The organism is Mariniradius saccharolyticus AK6 (assembly GCF_000330725.2).
In the GTDB taxonomy this organism is placed as follows: Bacteria; Bacteroidota; Bacteroidia; order Cytophagales; family Cyclobacteriaceae; genus Mariniradius; species Mariniradius saccharolyticus.
Map to the genome: position 1 here is coordinate 17946 of NZ_AMZY02000010.1, position 13692 is coordinate 31637.

13 protein-coding genes are annotated in these 13692 nt (G+C 46.3%); 9 read left to right on the forward strand and 4 right to left on the reverse strand.

Going from position 1 to position 13692, the window contains the following annotated elements; all coding sequences use genetic code 11:
• Positions 1 to 97: 97 nt before the first annotated feature.
• Complete coding sequence (locus C943_RS09340) at positions 98 to 913, forward strand: hypothetical protein (RefSeq protein WP_008626980.1); 816 nt, start codon at positions 98 to 100, stop codon at positions 911 to 913.
• A gap of 131 nt (positions 914 to 1044) precedes the next feature.
• On the opposite strand, the gene ahcY is transcribed toward C943_RS09340, so the two are convergent.
• Positions 1045 to 2364, reverse strand: a complete 1320-nt coding sequence (gene ahcY / locus C943_RS09345; RefSeq protein WP_040479930.1) for an adenosylhomocysteinase — start codon at positions 2362 to 2364, stop codon at positions 1045 to 1047.
• A gap of 69 nt (positions 2365 to 2433) precedes the next feature.
• Positions 2434 to 3189 (reverse strand): biotin--[acetyl-CoA-carboxylase] ligase, encoded by a 756-nt coding sequence (locus tag C943_RS09350; protein WP_008626984.1) that lies wholly within the window; start codon positions 3187 to 3189, stop codon positions 2434 to 2436.
• A 90-nt stretch (positions 3190 to 3279) separates the two neighbouring features.
• Here C943_RS09350 and rsfS point away from each other — a divergent pair, with 90 nt between their 5' ends.
• The 4 genes from rsfS (at position 3280) to C943_RS09370 (ending at position 7462) form a co-directional block, all read left to right on the forward strand.
• Positions 3280 to 3627 (forward strand): ribosome silencing factor, encoded by a 348-nt coding sequence (gene rsfS / locus C943_RS09355; RefSeq protein WP_008626985.1) that lies wholly within the window; start codon positions 3280 to 3282, stop codon positions 3625 to 3627.
• 62 nt (positions 3628 to 3689) lie between these two features.
• Entirely contained in the window at positions 3690 to 5795 is a 2106-nt protein-coding gene (gene ftsH / locus C943_RS09360; RefSeq protein ID WP_008626987.1) for an ATP-dependent zinc metalloprotease FtsH, read from the forward strand.
• An 84-nt stretch (positions 5796 to 5879) separates the two neighbouring features.
• Positions 5880 to 6641 (forward strand): UDP-2,3-diacylglucosamine diphosphatase, encoded by a 762-nt coding sequence (locus C943_RS09365; protein WP_008626989.1) that lies wholly within the window; start codon positions 5880 to 5882, stop codon positions 6639 to 6641.
• The gene (locus C943_RS09370; protein ID WP_008626991.1) at positions 6629 to 7462 is read left to right on the forward strand and encodes a TolB-like 6-bladed beta-propeller domain-containing protein; all 834 of its coding nucleotides are present in this window, start codon (positions 6629 to 6631) and stop codon (positions 7460 to 7462) included. Before C943_RS09365 ends, C943_RS09370 begins: the two co-directional genes overlap by 13 nt.
• A gap of 23 nt (positions 7463 to 7485) precedes the next feature.
• On the opposite strand, the gene C943_RS09375 is transcribed toward C943_RS09370, so the two are convergent.
• A complete protein-coding gene (locus C943_RS09375) occupies positions 7486 to 7914 on the reverse strand; it encodes an FKBP-type peptidyl-prolyl cis-trans isomerase (protein ID WP_008626994.1) in 429 nt (142 codons plus the stop codon).
• A 212-nt stretch (positions 7915 to 8126) separates the two neighbouring features.
• On the opposite strand from C943_RS09375, the gene C943_RS09380 reads away from it, so the two are divergent.
• Both C943_RS09380 and C943_RS09385 read left to right on the forward strand, forming a co-directional pair.
• Complete coding sequence (locus C943_RS09380) at positions 8127 to 9512, forward strand: sigma-54-dependent transcriptional regulator (protein WP_008626996.1); 1386 nt, start codon at positions 8127 to 8129, stop codon at positions 9510 to 9512.
• Positions 9502 to 10845, forward strand: a complete 1344-nt coding sequence (locus tag C943_RS09385) for a sensor histidine kinase (RefSeq protein WP_040479933.1) — start codon at positions 9502 to 9504, stop codon at positions 10843 to 10845. The genes C943_RS09380 and C943_RS09385 overlap by 11 nt, the downstream gene beginning before the upstream one ends.
• Here C943_RS09385 and C943_RS09390 read toward each other — a convergent pair.
• On the reverse strand, positions 10835 to 11296 hold the full coding sequence (locus tag C943_RS09390; protein ID WP_008627001.1) for a hypothetical protein: 462 nt from the start codon (positions 11294 to 11296) through the stop codon (positions 10835 to 10837). The two genes, C943_RS09385 and C943_RS09390, sit on opposite strands and share 11 nt — an antisense overlap.
• 254 nt (positions 11297 to 11550) lie before the next feature.
• On the opposite strand from C943_RS09390, the gene C943_RS09395 reads away from it, so the two are divergent.
• Both C943_RS09395 and C943_RS09400 read left to right on the forward strand, forming a co-directional pair.
• Positions 11551 to 12411, forward strand: coding sequence for a UDP-2,3-diacylglucosamine diphosphatase (locus tag C943_RS09395; protein ID WP_008627005.1), 861 nt, complete (start codon positions 11551 to 11553; stop codon positions 12409 to 12411).
• A 1-nt stretch (position 12412) separates the two neighbouring features.
• Entirely contained in the window at positions 12413 to 13564 is a 1152-nt protein-coding gene (locus tag C943_RS09400) for a glycosyltransferase family protein (protein WP_008627006.1), read from the forward strand.
• Positions 13565 to 13692 lie beyond the last annotated feature (128 nt).

The window sequence follows — 13692 nt, forward strand, 5'->3', positions numbered from 1 at the left end:
AGACAATACGCCATGGAAAAAAAAGTTGGAAACCAGCATCCGACAAAGCGTGGTGCAAATCCCCGAAAGCGTTTAGATTTGTCCTGATTTGAAAAGAATGACAAGACAAAGCCTTCTTTCCTTTGCGATGCTATTGCTGACTGCCTGCCTTGGAGATGCCGAAAAAAACATCAGCACCGACCAACAGGTGGAAGGGATGGAAATCTTTCGCATCACCCAAAGCCTTGAAGAGTCGCTCTTCTTTGCACTTCAGGGCTTTGATTATTTCAAAACGGTCAATCCCGACACCCTGCCCGGATGTCCTGATGTCACGGTCAACGATGCAAACAGATCCGTCAGCTTGGTTTTTTCGGCCAAGTCGACCTGCACCAACAATGCAAATACCCCAAGAACCGGCAGAATCCTCCTGCAATACATCACCCGAAGTGTGCTTGAATCCAGTGTGGTGCTTACGTATGACAATTACTTTTTCAAAGGAAATGCCATCGAAGGCCTTCGGGAATTTCGCCGGCTAACGAGCATTGCAAACCCCAACCGTCGTACCGAAATCTTCGAAAATCTCATCATCCGTAACGAGAAAAACTCCAGCTCTCGGCTAAATGGCTCCTTCGTCCACCAAGTGACTTTACAAAATTCCACCTTAACCCAGTTCGGCAGTGGCGGTACCATCGAAGGGAGAAATATTGCCGGTCGGGCGATCAAAATGACTCAGGGAACCCTTAGGAACTATGACGTATCCTGTATTCTATCCGGCACGCTGATGCCCAAGCAAGGCAGCGAAAGCTGGGTAATCACCCATGGCGCCGGACAAGTATTCACTCACAACCTCAGCTACACGGGTGAAAACCCCTGCAAATCCACAGCAACGCTGACGCTACAGGATGGACGGGTGATAGTAGTGCAGTCACCTTGAAATCCTATTTTAGAGTAAATTCGGAGGAAGCCTTAAACAGCAAAATATTCAACTTCAAACCTCACATAAACATTCCAAACAAAAAACCCCGGCCTTTCAGCCAGGGTTTTTCTATTTAATTTGAAACTTGATCAATACCTGTAATACTCCGGCTTGAACGGTCCGCTGACCGATACGCCGATATATTCAGCTTGGTCCGGCCTAAGGGTATCGAGTTCGACGCCCAATTTCGCCAAGTGCAGGGAAGCCACTTTCTCATCCAAGTGTTTAGGCAATACATACACGCCAGGCTCATAATTCTTGGAATTGTTCCATAACTCGATCTGTGCCAAGGTCTGATTGCTGAATGAATTGGACATCACGAAGGATGGGTGGCCTGTAGCACAGCCCAAGTTCACCAAGCGGCCTTCTGCAAGGACGATGATTTCTTTGCCCTCCACATTGTACAGGTCAACCTGTGGCTTTATGACGTCCTTGGTGTGTCCATAGTTTTTATTCAACCAAGCCATATCGATCTCGTTGTCAAAGTGGCCAATGTTGCAGACGATCGCCTTGTCTTTCAGTGCCAGGAAATGCTCCTTCACCACGATGTCTTTGTTGCCGGTGGCGGTCACCACAATATCGGCTTCCTTCACTGCATCTGCCATTCTCTTCACGGCAAATCCGTCCATTGCGGCCTGAAGCGCGCAGATTGGGTCGATTTCGGTAACAATCACCCTGGCACCTGCACCGCGCAGAGACGCTGCGGAACCTTTGCCCACATCACCATATCCTGCGACTACGGCGACTTTGCCTGCCATCATGATATCAGTTGCACGACGGATAGCGTCAACGAGTGATTCCTTGCAGCCGTATTTGTTGTCGAACTTGGATTTGGTCACGGAGTCGTTGACGTTGATGGCGGGCATTGGAAGCGTGCCATTTTTCATGCGCTCATATAGTCTATGTACACCGGTGGTAGTCTCTTCAGACAAACCTTTGATGCCCGCTATCAACTCAGGGTAGTTGTCAAATACCATGTTGGTGAGGTCTCCCCCGTCGTCCAAAATCATATTGAGCGGCTTTCTTTCCTCTCCAAAAAACAGCGTTTGCTCGATGCACCAGTCAAATTCCTCAGCCGTCATTCCTTTCCAAGCGTATACAGATATTCCTGCTGCCGCAATGGCCGCTGCTGCATGGTCCTGGGTCGAGAAAATGTTGCAGGATGACCAAGTCACCTCTGCGCCCAAAGCAGCCAAAGTCTCTATCAAGACTGCAGTTTGGATAGTCATGTGTAGACAGCCAGCGATGCGCGCACCTTTGAGTGGCTGCGACGGGCCGTATTCTTCACGGATAGCCATCAAGCCGGGCATTTCCGCTTCGGCCAATTTGATTTCTTTTCTTCCCCATTCCGCCAAGGATATGTCCTTCACCTTGAACTTCACGTATTTTTCAGATTTGATTTCTGACATGATTGTATAATTAAATGATTGATTTTCAATTTGAGCTGGCAAAGTTAAGGCATTTCGTTCAAATAAATATCACAGAAATCTGAGCTCCTTGAATGCATATCTGTGCACCGATCCGCTTTTCTTCTCGATCCGTAGCCGCCCATCGTCCTCAATACCAAGGATTTTTCCTTCAAATTCCTCCCCATCATCGTACCTTGCCCAAATGCTGGACCTGAACAAGTGCTGCAGGTAGTCCGATTTGATTTGCAGCCTGTTTCCTTTTTTCAACAACAAATATTGGCGCTCTAGGTTTTTGACCAAGAGTTTAAAGATCTCCCATTTGTCAAACTCCTGACCAGCGAGTGTAGCCATCGAGCATGCGTAAGGGAGTGAAAAGTTCCTTTGATTGATGTTGAGGCCTATGCCTATCACAGAATACTCGATTGAGGTATTTTGGATCAGATTTTCGATCAGCACGCCTCCGATTTTCCCGGATTGGTCGTGAACGAGATCGTTGGGCCATTTGACCCAAATACCCGACAGATAGGAAGAAAGGGTTTCCCAAATCGCCAAGCTAACGACCATGTTTAACCAAAACTGCTCGGTAGGCATCAGGTAATCTGGACGTAGCACGATAGAAAAGGTCAGGTTTTTGCCCGGCTCAACCACCCAAACATTGCCCCGCTGCCCACGTCCCTTCGTCTGATTGTCTGTGATGATGATGCTGCCTTCGGCGATTTCCTTTGCCTTCAGCCGCCTCAGTGCTTCATCGTTGGTCGAGTGACACTCTGTCAGGTGAATGATGTCTTTTCCCAAAAAAAACGTGTTGGCAAGGATTTTATACATAAGGGATTGGTTATTTGCTACTCAAAATGGAACTTTGCTTGGCAGGCAATCGGATAAAACCTAACTTGTAAAATTACTTCAAACAAAAACATGACAGCAGAAGAGCTGAGCAAAATTATAGTAAAAGGAATGGAAGATAAAAAAGCTTCCGACATTGTGGTGATGGACTTGCGGGGCGTAAAAAATTCCTTCACCGATTTTTTTGTGATTTGTTCTGGAAACTCGGACACGCAGATTGAGGCGATATCCGATTCGATAGAGGAAACAACATTAAAATTCAAGGAAAAACCCTTTCGCAGTGAGGGAAAGACCAACAAGCAGTGGATCTTGATGGATTACATCAACGTCGTAGCCCACATCTTTTTGAAAGACAGGAGGAAATTCTACGGCTTGGAGGAGTTGTGGGGAGATGCAAAGATCACCCACATCGAATCCTGACCCGCCTGTTGAACTTTACGACCCAAATAGCGTTTTACAAACAATTGAATCCATAAGGAAGAATGAGCGAAAACAATAAAAATAAAAACTTCATGCCGAAGACGCCTCAGAAGCCCAACTTTCAGCTTTGGCTGATCATTGCGGCGGTGATCGTGTTGGTAGGCATCACTTGGTTTAACCAAAGGAATAGCGTAATCGAAAAACAACTAAAGGATTTCGAGGACATGTACTTGGCAAACGACGTGGCCAAGGTCATGGTGATCTACAACCAAAATGTGGTAGAAGTGAGCCTGAAGTCCGAGGCCTTGCAAAACAGCAAGTACAAGAATGAACTTGAAGCGAATAGTCCGTTCTACAATCCCGCTGGTCCACACTATCAGATCAGGATCGCATCGGTAGACAAATTCATCGATTATTTCAATGAATTGGAATCCAAAATGCCCGAGGGATCCCGTATTGGCTACACCGCCAAAACACAAGAGTCTTGGACAAATTGGTTCTCCAGCTTTGGCTTCTTGATTCTCCTATTCCTATTCTTCTGGATTATGATGCGCCGTATGGCAGGACCTAGCGGTCCGGGTGGGCAGATTTTCAATGTGGGAAAATCCAAAGCCCAGCTCTTTGACGCTGAAAATAAAGTCAAAATCACTTTTGACAATGTGGCAGGTCTGGATGAGGCGAAGGAGGAAATTCAGGAAATTGTGGAGTTTTTGAAAAATCCAGGCAAATTCACCAAACTCGGGGGTAAGATTCCGAAAGGAGCCCTATTGGTAGGCCCTCCTGGAACAGGTAAGACCTTGTTGGCAAAAGCTGTGGCTGGTGAGGCAGGAGTGCCTTTCTTTACCTTGTCCGGCTCCGACTTCGTGGAAATGTTTGTCGGCGTAGGTGCGGCACGGGTTCGTGACCTGTTCAAACAAGCCAAGGAAAAAGCACCTTGTATCATATTCATCGATGAGATCGACGCCATCGGACGTTCACGCGGAAAGGGCCAAATGCCCGGTTCCAATGACGAACGTGAGAATACGCTCAACTCTTTGTTAGTGGAAATGGACGGTTTCGGAACTGACAGCGGCGTCATCGTACTTGCGGCCACCAACAGGCCGGATGTATTGGATTCAGCACTCTTGCGCCCAGGTCGTTTTGATAGACAAATCTCCATCGACAAGCCGGATATCGTGGGACGGGAAGCGATCTTCAAAGTCCATCTTAAGCCAATCAAAACATCCGATGATGTGGATGCCAAGAAATTGGCGGCACAGACCCCTGGCTTTGCCGGTGCCGAAATCGCCAACGTCTGCAACGAAGCTGCGCTGATTGCAGCGCGAAGAAACAAGACTGCCGTGGATATGCAGGATTTCCAAGATGCCGTTGACAGGGTGATTGGCGGATTGGAGAAGAAAAACAAGATCATTTCTCCTGAGGAAAAGAAAATCGTAGCCTACCACGAAGCGGGTCATGCCGTGGCCGGATGGTTTTTGGAACACGCCGATCCATTGGTGAAAGTGAGTATCGTGCCCCGCGGCGTAGCAGCGCTGGGTTACGCACAATACCTGCCCAAGGAGCAGTTCCTCTACCAAACCGAACAATTGGTAGACGAGATGTGTATGACCCTTGGCGGTCGTGCCTCCGAGGAAATCATCTTCGGTAAAATCTCCACCGGCGCACTCAGCGACTTGGAAAGGGTTACCAAGATGGCCTATTCGATGGTTTCGGTATACGGTATGAACGACAAGATCGGAAACGTTTCCTTCTATGACAGCAAAGCATCCGACTACCGAATGACCAAGCCTTATTCCGAAACCACAGCCGAAACCATCGACGAAGAAGTAAGAAAGCTTGTCTCTTTTGCATATGAGCGCACCAAAGAACTGCTCAACCATAAAAGGGAACAGCTTGAAATTCTGGCCAAGGAGCTGTTGGAAAAAGAAATCCTTTTCCAAACTGACTTGGAAAGATTGATAGGTAAAAGGCCGTTTGCGAAGGAAACCACCTACGAGGCTTTCACCAAGAAAACCCCAAAGGTAGCTGCTAAAGAAGAAGCAGAACCAAAGGCAGAATCTGGGGAAAAAGTCCCTGCTGACAGTTCTACCGTGAGTTTCAGCAGCAATGGCAGCGGCATTTCCCATTCCAATGATCAATCGGAACTGGCGGATCCAACAAAACAATAGCGAATCAATCAGCAATGAATAAATAGGCCTCCTTCATGGAGGCTTTTTTCTTTCCTGTTATCTTTGGCCGATATCACTCAAGGCATGAACTTAAAAATTCACGACAAGAAGGTTTTTTTTGCATCTGACTTCCACCTTGGCGCACCCAACGAAACACTAAGCAAGGCAAGGGAAAAAAAGATCATCGCCTGGCTGGACAGCATCGAAAATGAAGCGGCGGCAATATTTCTGGTGGGGGATATCTTCGATTTTTGGTTTGAATATGAAAAAGTGATCCCAAAAGGTTTTGTAAAGTTCATTGCCAAAGTATCAGCTCTGCGCGACAAAAATGTCCCTATATTCTTTTTCACCGGAAACCATGACCTGTGGATGGATGATTATTTCACCAAAGAGCTTGGAATTCCTGTTTTTGATCATCCTATTGAAGTCAAGATTGAAGATAAGGTGTTCCTCGTCGGACATGGAGACGGCTTGGGTCCCGGAGATACCCAATATAAGATCCTGAAAAAAATCTTTACCAACCCCATTTGCCAATGGCTGTTCAAGTGGCTGCATCCTGACCTGGGGGTACGCATCGCACAAAAATGGTCGAAGAACAGCCGCATTTCGAACAACTCCAAAAACGAGGACACATTCAAAGGAGACGACGAGTGGCTATGGGCGTACTGCAAGCAGGTGGAGGCGAGCAGGCATTTCGACTATTATGTGTTTGGCCACCGACACTTGCCCTTGGAATTGCCTGTCGGAAACAAATCCCGGTACTACAACCTAGGCGAATGGATCAACAATTTCACCTACGGAGTATTTGACGGAAAAGAATTCAAATTGGAAAAATGGCAAGGATAAAAGCGCTGCTGCTACTTTTTCTCGCTCTTGGTAGTGGAAAAGCGTTCTCCCAGGAATCTGAATGGGGTGATTTTGTCGCCGTGGAATTTCCGCGTTTGGACAAAATCTCTCTTGATAACCAAGATTTTTTGTTTGTCGCCGACCCTGAGGGAAACCTCTACCAATACAATCTCTCTGGGCAGCGCATCAACAACTTCTCGCCTCCCCGTCAGGGTAGACTTACACAATTGGAAGCATTTTGGACAGTCAATATCTTCACTTTTTCCACTGACCTGCAGGAATACCGGATTTTGGACCGTTTTATCAACCCAATCTCCGAAAACAAGATCCCTGCCGAAAATATCGCTTTGGCCAAAGCCGCAACGCTCGGCAACAACAACATCATTTGGATCCTTGATGAAACAGATCTCTCGATCAAGCAATTTGATTTTCGCACCCGCCGGATTTTGCAGCAGCAGCCTTTGAACCTTGTGTTGGAAAATACCAGCCTTGACGTCCTCGATATCCGTGAGCATCAAAACCTGCTCTTTCTTAACATTGCCGGCCAGGGCATTTACATTTTTGACAACCAAGGAAATTTTATCAAAAGGCTGCAAGTATTCCCAAATGGCCGTCTAAGCTTCTGGAAGGGCTATTTATTTTTGGTGGAAAAAGACTCCATCCGACTTGTTGACTTCCAATCCGGCGCGGAGGAACAATTCAGGCTGTCGCTAGGTGCGGAAGTGACTGGAATTTTGGTGAACCGCAAGGCTGTCATACTCTACAACAAGCGTGGATTTAGGATTTATCAAAAAGAAAATACCCCATTGAAGGGGTATTAACTTTATTGAGATTGTATTGGGAATCATCCGATGGATACCAGAGTGATATCAAATATCAAATCCTCGCCTGCCAGTTGGTGATTGGCATCCAAGGTGATTTTTTCCTCATCCACATAGACTACTTTCACCGGCACGGGCTGACCCATTTGGTTTTGAAGCGAAAGCTCCATGCCAACTTCAGGCTTGATCGATGGGGGTACTTGATTCATCGGAATATCCAGCATCATATCCTCGCGCTTTTCGCCATAGGCTTCAATGCATGGAATTGTCACGCTTTTTTGGTCACCCACAGCCATGCCGTAAACGGCAGCGTCAAAACCCTTAATCATGTTACCGTCACCAAGTGTAAAACCAAGTGGCGACCTTCCTTCCGAAGAATCAAAAACGGTTCCGTTGAGCAATCTTCCAGTGTAATGGACCTTCACCGCATCTCCCTTTCCTGCAATAGACATAATTTTCTTTTTTAGTGGAGTACAAAGGTAGGCATTCCGAGACGCAATCAAAACTGACGGACACATCATAGCGGACAGTGTTCGGTAATGATATATTTATGTACGTTTTCGAACATATTTCAATCAATCGGGCTAGATTTAGGCTGAATCAGAGCCCTTTTGAAGGATGGCATCATTTTGTCAATAGAAGTTTCACCAAATAATCGCATACCATGGAAAGCCCCCAACTCGGAAAAATCCTGATCATTGACGACAATGAGGACCTGCTCTTTGCCGCAAAGATGTTTTTGAAAAAACATGCCAAAGAAGTCACCATCGAAAAGGATCCCAGAAGAATTCCTTTTTTGATCAATAACAACAGCTTCGACGTCATTCTCTTGGACATGAACTTCACCGACGACACCACTTCGGGTAAGGAAGGATTCCATTGGCTGAAACAAATCAAGGAAATCGACCCAAGTGCGGTGGTCATCCTGATCACGGCATTTGGGGATGTGGAGATGGCAGTACGCGCGCTCAAGGAAGGGGCGACTGATTTTATCCTGAAGCCTTGGCAAAACGAAAAACTTTTGGCCACGCTTACAGCTGCCTCCCGGCTAAAGGAAAGCTACAACCAAGTCGAAAAGCTCTCCACCAAACAGAAGCAACTCCAATCCGAGTTGAAGAAGCCTTATGCGGATATTATCGGGCAAAGCGCTTCGATGAAGAATATTTTCTCCATCATTGACAAAGTCGCGCAGACAGATGCCAACATCTTGATTTTGGGTGAAAATGGTACAGGTAAGGAATTGATCGCAAGGGCTATCCACGACCGTTCGCACCGCAAGGATGAGATATTCGTGGGCGTGGACATGGGTGCGATCACCGAGACGCTGTTCGAGAGTGAGCTCTTTGGGCATAAAAAGGGATCCTTCACCGATGCAAAGGAAGACCGTCCGGGCAGATTCGAAATTGCTGACAACGGGACCCTTTTCCTGGATGAAATCGGAAACCTGAGTATGCCATTACAATCCAAATTGCTAACCGTATTGCAGCGCAGGGAAGTGACAAGAATCGGCAGCAACAAGGCTGTCCCGGTGGACATACGTCTGATCTGCGCTACCAACATGCCCGTGCACGAGATGGTATTGGACAACACCTTCCGGCAAGACTTACTTTATCGAATCAATACCGTTGAGATTTTCCTTCCACCCCTACGCGAACGGCAGGATGACATCCCGATCCTCGCCAACCATTTTCTGAAATCCTATGCACAGAAGTACAGGAAAGAATTTGAGGGATTTACGCCAAATGCCATGCAGATGCTGCAAAAATACCACTGGCCTGGTAACATCCGCGAACTACAGCATGCCATCGAACGCGCCATCATCATGGCCGACGGCAAGCAATTGGACACCAGGGATTTCTTTTTCCTTTCTTCAAAACCGGTCAATGAAAAGGCACCCGCAATGGCCAATACCTACAATCTGGACGAAATGGAAAAAAGCACCATCCAAAGAGCAATCGACAAGAACGGAGGAAACATTTCAAAAGCCGCAAAAGAGCTGGGACTGACCCGCGCTTCTTTGTACAGAAGATTGGAAAAATATGGATTATAAAATTGGACTGCTGGGGCGGATCATACTACTAGCAGTATCACTGTTTGTACTTGCTTATTGCATCCTGAGTAGTGCGGGGGTATTCCTCATAGCGCTGTTTATCATCGTGGTACTGGCACAGGTGGTCTTTTTGATTGGCTATTCCGAAAATTCATTCAAAAAAGTCCGCCAATTTCTCAACAACATCAAACAGGACAATTACAGCAACGTCTATCCGGTCAAATTCGACGGCACGGAGACGGACGATCTGCACATAGAGTTCAATGCGATCCTCGCCAAACTCAAAGAAGACCAAGCCGAAAAAGAAGCCAATTACCAATATTTCCGATCAGTTTTCCAACACCTCAGCATCGGCCTGATTACATTCAACGAAGAGGGAAAAATCCAAATCGTCAATACTGCCGCCAAGCGGATGCTGAACATTTCCAATTTGGCAAACATCTCCGAGGTCGAAAAAATCAACAAAGAACTGCATCATGCGATCCATTCGCTAAGGACCGGCGGAAGCGAATTGATCAAGATCGCGCATCCCGATGGGATTATGCAACTTTCTGTGTATGTCATCGAATTGGTGATGCGGGAATCCAAATTCAAATTGGTATCCCTGCAGAATATCCAAAGTGAGCTTGAGGAAAAAGAAATGGAGGCTTGGCAAAACCTCATCAAGGTGCTGACCCATGAGATCATGAACAGCATCGCACCGATTTCCTCCTTGGCAGCCACCGTCAAGAGTGACATGGAATCCAAAATCAATTCCGCTTCCCAATTGGACGCGCACGACTTGGAGGATTACCTGATGGCGCTTTCCACGATTGAAAAAAGAAGCGAAGGCATGATCAAATTTGTCTCCGACTTCAGAAGTCTAGCCCACATCCCTGCACCGAAATTCCAAGCCATCCAGCTTCACTCGCTTTTTGAACATTTGGAAGTACTGCTGCAGCATCAGTTTGATCAGCACCAAATCCAATTCAGGAAAAAAATCGAGCCCGAGGATCTGATCCTATTCGGCGACCAAAGTTTGATCGAGCAGGTCTTGATCAACTTGATCCAAAATGCCATCCAAGCCGTCGAGGACTCCGTGACGCGGGTAATTTGGCTGGAGGCATTCATTGATGAGTCCGGTAAAATCATCATCGAAGTGGCCGATTCGGGCAAAGGAATCGACGAAGAAGCGCTTCCAAAAATCTTTATTCCTTTCTTCACCACCAAGAAAAAAGGCTCAGGAATCGGACTGAGCCTCTCAAAACAAATCATGCGCCGCCACAAAGGCAACATTCAGGTACGTTCGGAACTTGGCAGCGGCACGGTATTCAAGCTGATTTTCAACGGGTAGCGGATCTCTCATAAATGAAAATCTCACCATCACAACGCAACCAGGAATCGTTCACAAGCTGGTAATCGGTGTTGATAAAAAGCCTTTCTTCGGTTGTCGAGTTGCAATTGACAATGAGTTCCGGCTTCGTTTCAAACACCAGCCTCAAATTCAACAACTGCTCCTCGCTTGTATTGGGAATAATTGTAAACTTGCCTAACGCCCTTATCGGCTGTCCTGCATCTGTGTCGATACGTGTGGAAGTTTTTGCAAAACCACCTCCCGCAAAAAACTCATACTTTTCCGTAAATCCGATATCCTGACCCACGATTGGATCTCCACCCCTCGCGTCGACGAGCTTTACCAACTCCCAAGGGCCATTCACGCTTGTAGGGACATTTTCCTCTTTGTCGCAGGAAATCATTCCAAACGACGTCATCGCCATGATCAATGCCAATAAAACTTTCTTCATATCGACTTGAAATCTGAACTTTTGCTGTGAAGACGGACAATTTCTCGATTCCGTTTCATGCGGCTGTGAATTTCATGCATTTTCCCCAATTCCAGAAACGGAAAATCACAATTCGAACAAATAAGCGTGGACGGATTCCTTAACGTTTTCTTCACATTCACGGATACTTGGGGCAAAAACTTATCTTAATCATAACACGCTGTTTAAGACTGGATTAAACGAGAGTTTTAACTTTCGAGCAAATCCTAATCCACTTGAAAACCCACTTCAAAACCATCATCATCTCCGACGTGCATCTTGGCACCAAGGGATCAAAGGCCAAGGAGGTTGCAAGGTTTCTCAAACAATACAGTTGCGAAAACCTCATCCTCAACGGCGATATCATCGACGGCTGGCAATTGAAAAAATCCGGCTCCTGGAAGCGCAAGCATACGCGCTTTTTCAACAGAATCCTCAAGATGATCGAGCGTGACCAAACCAACGTCACCTATCTCCGCGGCAACCACGACGACTTCTTGGATCAAATTCTGCCTATCCAAATCGGCAACCTTTCGATTCAAAACGATATGATTTATGAAAGTAATGGGAAAAAATTTTTCATCACGCATGGAGATATTTTTGACAGTGTCACGACAAATCTGCGCTGGATCGCCTATTTGGGAGATGTGGGGTACACCTTTCTGCTGTGGCTAAATCGCCTGGTGAACTACCATCGAAGGAAACGTGGCCTTCCCTATTATTCTTTGAGCCAATACGTCAAGGGGAAAGTGAAAACTGCTGTGTCCTACATTGACCAATATGAGGAGGAACTGGCCAAGATGGCCAAAGCGAAAGGCTGTGACGGCATTATTTGCGGCCACATCCACAAAGCCGAAAACAGGATGATTGATGGCATCCTGTACCTCAACTCGGGTGATTGGGTGGAAACGATGAGCGCGCTCGCCGAAGACCACGACGGCAATTGGCAGTTGATCTATTACAATGAAATCAACTTCAGGAAATCCTACAGATCCGAAGACGACAAGGCAGTCGCAATCGAGCGGCCACGCGAATTAAAGACGGTCGCATTCGAATCCGTATCCAAAGGACTGAAAATCCCAAATTTCTTTTTCTAGGATGAAATTTCTCTTTATCGTCCAAGGGGAAGGACGGGGGCATATGACACAAGCCATTGCGCTTTCCCAAAAATTGGAATCCTGGGGCCATACCGTATCGGCAGTCTGTATTGGTAAAAGTGCAAGGCGGCAAATTCCGGCATTTGTCCACCAAAACATCGCCGCACCGATATATCTCTACGACAGCCCTAATTTCGTGACCGACGAAAAACAAAAGTCCATTTTACTCTGGAAAACATTTACCTACAATCTTGGTCAGATCAATAAGTACCAAAAGAGCCTTCGGATTATCGACGAACAAGTCAATAAATACCAACCAGATGTGATTCTGAATTTTTATGATATTCTTGGTGGTCTTTACAAATTGCTTTACAAGCACACGGGCGAATTCTGGACCATCGGTCACCAATATTTGATCGAGCATCCGGAGTTTCCTTTTGCCCCCAATCAGACTCTCGCCAAGTGGCTTTTCAAACTTAACACGAATCTCACTGCGATCGGCGCATCAAAAAAGTTGGCGCTCTCATTTAGAAATTTTACATCATCGTCAAACAAAAATCTGTATATCCTGCCCCCACTCCTGAGGAGGGAAGTAAAGGATCTCCAACCCAAAAACGATGATTTTTTCCTATGCTATATGGTCAATCCAGGCTATGGACAAGACGTGATCAACTTTGCGACAGCAAATCCAAACATTGAAATTGTGGCTTTTTGGGACCATAAATCAATGCCTGACGGGTACAAACCAGTCCCAAACTTGATTTTCCACCAAGTGAATGACAGGCTTTTCTTGGAAAAAATGGCTTCCTGCAAGGGCCTTGTAAGCACGGCCGGATTTGAGTCGATTTGCGAAGCGATGTATATGGGAAAGCCTGTCATGATGGTGCCTGTCGCTGGACAGTACGAGCAAGCCTGCAATGCCATGGATGCGGAAATATCAGGCGCAGGAATTCAAAGCACGGATTTTGACTTCCGGAAACTTATAGAATACATAGATCAAAAGGCGACAGAAGCTCTGGATTCTAAAACTTGGTTTGACCAATTTGATTCATTGTTTTTGAAAATTATCGCCGAAAACGATAAGCCACCGCTAAATTCTAGCTCGGTTAGAAGAGTCAAAAAATCGAAGGCTTTCGGAATTTTATCTTCCTGAAAAGAATCAAATAAGTTTCTGTCACCCCTTCATTCAATCTAAAACGATTGCGATAATTTTTTTCCGATTTCGGGTCTTCCTTCTTCCGATCATTTCGATTTACCCTATGCAAAAATCAGTAAATTGGG

Excerpts from the sequence above, each read along its gene's own strand:
- C943_RS09385 (WP_040479933.1), top strand. The coding sequence starts at position 9,502 with ATGGATTATAAAATTGGACTGCTGGGGCGGATCATACTACTAGCAGTA.
- C943_RS09350 (WP_008626984.1), bottom strand. The coding sequence starts at position 3,189 with ATGTATAAAATCCTTGCCAACACGTTTTTTTTGGGAAAAGACATCATT.
- C943_RS09375 (WP_008626994.1), bottom strand. The coding sequence starts at position 7,914 with ATGTCTATTGCAGGAAAGGGAGATGCGGTGAAGGTCCATTACACTGGA.
- C943_RS09340 (WP_008626980.1), top strand. The coding sequence starts at position 98 with ATGACAAGACAAAGCCTTCTTTCCTTTGCGATGCTATTGCTGACTGCC.
- C943_RS09370 (WP_008626991.1), top strand. The coding sequence starts at position 6,629 with ATGGCAAGGATAAAAGCGCTGCTGCTACTTTTTCTCGCTCTTGGTAGT.
- rsfS (WP_008626985.1), top strand. The coding sequence starts at position 3,280 with ATGACAGCAGAAGAGCTGAGCAAAATTATAGTAAAAGGAATGGAAGAT.
- ftsH (WP_008626987.1), top strand. The coding sequence starts at position 3,690 with ATGAGCGAAAACAATAAAAATAAAAACTTCATGCCGAAGACGCCTCAG.
- C943_RS09400 (WP_008627006.1), top strand. The coding sequence starts at position 12,413 with ATGAAATTTCTCTTTATCGTCCAAGGGGAAGGACGGGGGCATATGACA.
- C943_RS09390 (WP_008627001.1), bottom strand. The coding sequence starts at position 11,296 with ATGAAGAAAGTTTTATTGGCATTGATCATGGCGATGACGTCGTTTGGA.
- C943_RS09380 (WP_008626996.1), top strand. The coding sequence starts at position 8,127 with ATGGAAAGCCCCCAACTCGGAAAAATCCTGATCATTGACGACAATGAG.
- ahcY (WP_040479930.1), bottom strand. The coding sequence starts at position 2,364 with ATGTCAGAAATCAAATCTGAAAAATACGTGAAGTTCAAGGTGAAGGAC.
- C943_RS09365 (WP_008626989.1), top strand. The coding sequence starts at position 5,880 with ATGAACTTAAAAATTCACGACAAGAAGGTTTTTTTTGCATCTGACTTC.